Origin of the sequence: Streptomyces lydicus (assembly GCF_000717345.1) — a bacterium.
Taxonomy (GTDB): Bacteria; Actinomycetota; Actinomycetes; order Streptomycetales; family Streptomycetaceae; genus Streptomyces; species Streptomyces lydicus.
In genome coordinates this window covers 1-4,977 of the sequence record NZ_JNZA01000079.1, presented here as the reverse complement: position 1 = coordinate 4,977, position 4,977 = coordinate 1, and the positions used below count along the sequence as shown (strand labels likewise).

Annotated in this window: 5 protein-coding genes and 1 pseudogene; 4 read left to right on the top strand and 2 right to left on the bottom strand. The window is 68.3% G+C overall.

What is annotated here, in order from left to right; genetic code table 11:
- Positions 1–368 precede the first annotated feature (368 nt).
- Entirely contained in the window at positions 369–578 is a 210-nt protein-coding gene (locus OO62_RS35950; RefSeq protein WP_033271939.1) for a hypothetical protein, read from the bottom strand.
- Between the two features lie 352 nt (positions 579–930).
- Here OO62_RS35950 and OO62_RS35945 point away from each other — a divergent pair, with 352 nt between their 5' ends.
- Positions 931–1,491 carry a hypothetical protein gene (locus OO62_RS35945; RefSeq protein ID WP_228332609.1) on the top strand — a complete coding sequence of 187 codons (561 nt, stop codon included), beginning with the start codon at positions 931–933 and terminating at the stop codon, positions 1,489–1,491.
- Positions 1,492–1,586: 95 nt separating this feature from the next.
- Here OO62_RS35945 and OO62_RS35940 read toward each other — a convergent pair whose 3' ends face one another.
- Positions 1,587–2,033, bottom strand: a complete 447-nt coding sequence (locus OO62_RS35940; protein WP_033271938.1) for a MarR family winged helix-turn-helix transcriptional regulator — start codon at positions 2,031–2,033, stop codon at positions 1,587–1,589.
- Between the two features lie 137 nt (positions 2,034–2,170).
- Between OO62_RS35940 and OO62_RS35935 the strand changes: the two genes are divergently transcribed.
- The 3 genes and pseudogenes from OO62_RS35935 to OO62_RS39365 all read left to right on the top strand — a co-directional run.
- Complete coding sequence (locus tag OO62_RS35935) at positions 2,171–2,644, top strand: MarR family winged helix-turn-helix transcriptional regulator (RefSeq protein WP_228332610.1); 474 nt, start codon at positions 2,171–2,173, stop codon at positions 2,642–2,644.
- Positions 2,645–2,956: 312 nt separating this feature from the next.
- The gene (gene gcl / locus OO62_RS35930) at positions 2,957–4,738 is read left to right on the top strand and encodes a glyoxylate carboligase (RefSeq protein WP_106974955.1); all 1,782 of its coding nucleotides are present in this window, start codon (positions 2,957–2,959) and stop codon (positions 4,736–4,738) included.
- A 140-nt stretch (positions 4,739–4,878) separates the two neighbouring features.
- A pseudogene (locus OO62_RS39365) lies at positions 4,879–4,977 on the top strand (hydroxypyruvate isomerase); the annotation flags it as partial.

Here is a 4,977-nt window from a genome sequence, read left to right as displayed (position 1 = left end):
GGCGCCGGCCACGAACACCACCGGCTTGCCCTGGCCCCAGTCGGTGTAGAACAGGCTTGTTTTGTCGGAGCCTTCGAAGTACGGCATGTGCGGGTCCCTTCCTGGACGGTGCGGTGTCGCTGTGCCGACTCTCGTCCAACGGGCCGCACACCGTCGATTACTCCACAGGTAACGCTCAGCGCGGGCCGCTGGGACGGGCGATGCGCCGGCCGGGCCCTGAGGGCGTCCGTCGTGGCAGAGTGATCCGGTCCTGCCGCCCAACTACCCGTGCCGGTGGCCGGGATTGGGTGCCGCGCCGGAGACGACAACGTCGGCCTGCAAGACCGCAACCACGTCTTGCAGGCCGACGTAGGGAAGGATCGTGAAAGTCAGCCGGAGATCGGGCCCAGGGGGATGTCCGAGACGGTGAGGCTGAGGGACTTCACGGAGCCGCCGGTCAGGACCGGCACGCCATTGGGGCCCGGGGCGAACGTGGCGGTCAGGCCCTCCACGGAGCCACTGACGGAGAGACCGCCCGCGACGTTGTCGAGGTCGGCGTCGGCTATCTCGCGGGTCTCAATGCGGGAGGTGTTGCTCATGGTGATGAGCGTCCTTCTTCTCTAGTGGTGGGTCGCAATGCGTGGCGCACTGCCGCGGGAGCCCCTTGAATGACCCCCGCCATGCGCCAGGTTGCCCGGCCGCGTGGGGCGTGGTGGATCAAACGCCCCACCCTTCACGCGCTGTGCACACCAGGTTTTGAAACGGAGGGACGGCGTCACACCGGGCCCGATCAAGCAACGTCATGCGGGGCGGGCGAGATCTCGCCCGTGACCTGCGACGACTTGCTGGTGTGCACGGATCAGTCACTGGAAGGTCACAACTTCTTCACTCCATCTATTTCGATGTTCAACAACCCGATACTCTCCCCTCCCAGACAACCTTGGGGGGACCATGACGTATCAGCAGAATCCGGCCCAGCCCGGACAGCAGCCGCCGCCGCCCGGTATGTACGCGCCGCCGCCGAAGAAGATGAGTGCGGGAGCGAAGGTCGGCATCGGGTGCGGTGGCGCCGTCGGCGTGATCGTCGTCCTCGCCGTCATCGGTGCGGCGATCGGCGGGGGCGGTGCCGCCTCGGACGCCGGCAAGCCGGACAAGGTCGCCGCGGCGCCCAAGCAGGAGCGGCAGGCGAAGGAGGACGCCAAGCCGGCCAAGGAGAAGCCGAAGGCGCCCGCGTCGCAGGCCGACCGTTTCAAGGCGTTCGTCAAGAAGAGCGGGACGGCGGCCGAGAAGTCGGCCATCAGGCACGTCACGAAGGTCCAGGGTGCCGATGAGCAGAACGACATCCTCGACTCCGCGGACGTCTACACCGACTTCACCGGTGGATTGATGGGTCCGCACCAGAGTGAGGGCAAGCTCATCGCCAGCGCCTTCGCCGACTGGAAGGACTCCAAGAACGGCCTGGTCACCATCTATGACGCCAAGGGGGAGATCCTCTCCAACGGCAACTTCTAGGCCGGAGCCCTGGCTCGGTCGTCCACGGTGCCCCGTCGCAAGACAACTGCGATGGGGCACCGGCCTGTTGGTGGCCGGTACCGTCGGGTGGCGGTTCAGTGTGCCGTGGAGCTCGCCTCCAGGTTGTCGCACATGCGGGCCAGAACGGTGACGGTGCCGAGGTACTCGTCGTCCGTGAGCCCGGCCATCAAACGTCCGCGGGTGGCGCGGACGAGCGCTTCCACCTCGGTGTGGGCCCGGTTGCCCTCGGTGGTGGCGGTGAAGGTCCCCGAGGGTGCGTCGCAGGCGATCCAGCCGCGGGCTTCGAGATCGGTGGTGACCGCTTCGAGAGTGACGGCACCTTCGCCCCAGAAGGGGCGCAGCTTGTCGGTGAGGGTGGCGGCGTCGTGCGGGCCGTAGGTGGCGAGGTTGTGCAGGACCTGCCAGTGGCGGCGGGTGAGGTCGCGGTCGGACAGTGCCTCGTGGAACTCGCGGTTGATCAAGGCGTCGAGGTGCTTGAGGTAGAAGCCGATGGGCTTGAGCTGAGAGGGGTGGCTGGTCATGGCGGTGGGTCTCCTCGGGGTGGGCGATGAGTGGAGCGGGGGCTGTGGGTGGGGTGTCGGTGCCACCGGGAGGGGGTGGTAGATGTAAAAATGCAAGTAGTTGTTGTTGGTCAATGATTATGCAGGGGAGGCCGGGCGTGGGGAAGGGTGGCGCGGGTACGGAGGTGGCGGCCATCGAGCGGGCCATGGTCGCGATGCGTCGCAGCATCGGCAGGCGCACCCTGGCTCGCCTCGCCGGGGTTGAGGGGGCACCGGCCGGGGGTGCGGAGTTCGATGTGCTGGATGTCGTGGAGGCGGCCGAGGGGGCGGGGGAGCCGGTCGGGGTCCGGGGGGTCGCCGAGGCGCTGCGGGTCGACCAGCCGCGGGCGAGCCGTCTGGTGGCGTCAGCGGTGGCGGCCGGGTGGGTGGAGCGCCGGGCTCACCGGACGGACGGGCGGCGTGCGCCGCTGGCCGTCACGTCCGAGGGGCGTGCGGTGCTGGAACAGGCGCACGGGTTCCGCCGGGCCGCGGTACAACGGGTGACGGCGGAATGGTCGGAGGATGAACTCGCCGTCTTTGCGCGGCTGTTCACCCGTTTCGTCGACGGTTTCGGGGAGCTGCGGCGCCCCTGAGTCGCCGCGGACGGCCGCTGAGCCGCGCATCGGGCAGGTCGCCCGGTGCGCGGCTTTTTCGTGTGCCCGTACGCGCCTGCGCGGAGAGGTGAGGCGGGCCCGGCCGCGCGTCCGTGCGGCGCCCTCGCCGTCGTGCCGGCGGGCTCCTGCCGTGGGGATTCCGCTCCCGTGCGTCCTGCATCCCCTTGACGGCCGGATCGGCGCGCTCTAACTTTCTTCCATAAAGCAAAACATTAGTTCCATGATGCGGAATTTGGAGCCTCCGGCCCTCCGCTGGAGCTTGCCCGTGACAGGTCGACGCAGGAGTACTCGATGCCTCGAATGACAGCCGCCCGTGCCGCGGTGGAGATCCTCAAGCGTGAAGGCGTGACCAACGCCTTCGGAGTGCCCGGCGCCGCCATCAACCCCTTCTACGCAGCGCTCAAGGGCGCCGGCGGGATCGACCACACGCTGGCCCGGCACGTCGAGGGCGCGTCGCACATGGCCGAGGGCTATACCCGGACCCACCCGGGCAACATCGGCGTCTGCATCGGCACCTCCGGCCCGGCCGGCACGGACATGATCACCGGCCTCTACTCCGCGATCGGTGACTCGATCCCGATCCTGTGCATCACCGGCCAGGCACCCACCGCGGTGATCCAGAAGGAGGACTTCCAGGCCGTCGACATCGCCTCGATCGCCAAGCCGGTCACCAAGGCCGCGACGACCGTGATGGAGGCCGCGCAGGTCCCCGGCGTCTTCCAGCAGGCTTTCCACCTGATGCGCTCCGGGCGCCCGGGGCCGGTCCTGATCGACCTGCCGATCGACGTCCAGCTGACCGAGATCGACTTCGACCCGGAGACGTACGAGCCGCTGCCGGCCTTCAAGCCGACCGCGACGCGCGCCCAGATCGAGAAGGCGATCGCGCTGCTCAACGCGTCCGAGCGCCCGCTGATCGTCGCCGGTGGCGGCATCATCAACGCCGACGCCTCCGACCTGCTGGTGGAGTTCGCCGAGCTCACCGGCACTCCGGTCATCCCGACGCTGATGGGCTGGGGCACCATCGCCGACGACCACGAGTTGAACGCCGGCATGGTCGGTCTGCAGACCTCGCACCGTTACGGCAACGCGAACTTCCTGGAGTCCGACTTCGTCCTGGGCATCGGCAACCGCTGGGCCAACCGCCACACCGGCAAGCTGGACGTCTACACCCAGGGCCGCAAGTTCGTCCACGTCGACATCGAGCCGACCCAGCTCGGCAAGATCTTCGCCCCGGACTTCGGTATCGCCTCCGACGCCAAGGCCGCGCTGGAGCTGTTCATCGAGGTCGCGCGCGAGCTCAAGGCCGCGGGCAAGCTGCCCGACCGGTCCGGCTGGGCCGCCTCCACCCAGGAGCGCAAGGCGCAGCTGCAGCGCCGTACGCACTTCGACAACATCCCGATGAAGCCGCAGCGCGTCTACGAGGAGATGAACAAGGCGTTCGGGCCGGAGACCCGCTACGTCACCACCATCGGCCTCTCCCAGATCGCCGGCGCGCAGATGCTGCACGTCTACAAGCCGCGCCACTGGATCAACTGCGGCCAGGCCGGCCCGCTCGGCTGGACCATCCCGGCCGCGCTGGGTGTCGCCACCGCCGACCCGGAGACGCCGGTCGTCGCCCTCTCCGGCGACTACGACTTCCAGTTCATGATCGAGGAACTGGCCGTCGGGGCCCAGCACAAGATCCCCTACGTCCACGTCCTGGTGAACAACGCGTACCTGGGCCTCATCCGGCAGGCGCAGCGCAACCTCGACATCAACTTCCAGGTCAACCTGGAGTTCGAGAACATCAACTCGCCGGAGCTCGGCGTCTACGGCGTGGACCACGTCAAGGTCGCCGAGGGCCTGGGCTGCAAGGCCATCCGGGTCACCGACCCGAACGAGCTGGGTGCCGCCTTCGAGGAGGCCAAGAAGCTGGCCGCCGAGCACCGGGTGCCGGTCGTCGTCGAGGCGATCCTGGAGCGGATCACCAACATCTCGATGAGCGGCAGCGACATCGCCAGCGTCAACGAGTGGGAGGAGATCGCGACCGAGCCGGGCCACACGCCCACCGCGATCAAGCCCCTCAAGTCCTGACGTCGGATCCGGTTGAGTCCTGACACCGGATCCGGTCGGTCCGGATGGTGAGCCGGGCGTCTTGACCCGGGCGCCCGGCCTCGCCACCATCTCGTAGAACAGAAATAGAAATCCGCTATCCGGAAGGAGCGCCGGCCCTTATGGGTTTCTCGGACACGCGCTTCAACGTCAATCTGTCGATCCTGTTCACCGAGCTTCCGTTGCTGGAGCGGCCGGCGGCCGCGCGGGCGGCGGGGTTC